This window comes from Thiolapillus sp., assembly GCF_048562965.1.
Taxonomy (GTDB): Bacteria; Pseudomonadota; Gammaproteobacteria; order Chromatiales; family Chromatiaceae; genus Thiolapillus; species Thiolapillus brandeum_A.
This window is the reverse complement of the sequence record NZ_JBHNMF010001572.1, coordinates 1-552: the sequence shown is the minus strand read 5'-3', so window position 1 is coordinate 552 and position 552 is coordinate 1. Positions and strand designations below refer to the sequence as shown.

Below are 552 nucleotides of genomic sequence, written 5' to 3'. Positions count from 1 at the left end.
TCGCCCAGCTACAGGAAGACCTGCCGCAGGAGAAGGCCGACAACCGGAAGGACCCGAACCGGAAGAAAGAAGCCCTCAAGGCCATCATGGCCGACTACAACCGGCAATACGGCGTCAACTTTGATATCGGCACCTTTGATCTCTACTATCAGGACGTGCAAAAACGCATCAAGGACCAGAAATACCCCAACAGCGACCTGCCGCACGACAAAAAGATCGATCTCACCATCGTGGTGGACATGCTGCTCACCGGCTTCGATTCCCAGTACATCAACCCCCTTTATGTGGACAGGCACCTCAAGTACCATGGCCTGATTCAGGCCTTCTCGCGCACCAACCGCGTGCTGCACGGCGCCAAGCCCTGCGGAAACATCCTCGATTTCCGCGCCCAGAGGGAAGCCGTTGACGATGCCATCGCTCTGTTCTCCGGCGAGGCGGGCGAGCGGGCCCGTGAAATCTGGCTGGTGGACCCGGCCCCCGTGGTGGTGGTAAAGCTGAGCGAAGCCGTGCAGCAACTCGAAGACTTCATGCAATCCCAGGGCGTGGACTGCA

The 552-nt window shown here is 59.1% G+C and carries 1 protein-coding gene; it reads left to right on the top strand.

What is annotated here, in order from left to right; translation table 11 throughout:
• The coding region (locus ACOCD2_RS25575) for a type I restriction enzyme subunit R domain-containing protein (protein ID WP_419626402.1) at positions 1–552 on the top strand (552 nt) is incomplete at both ends.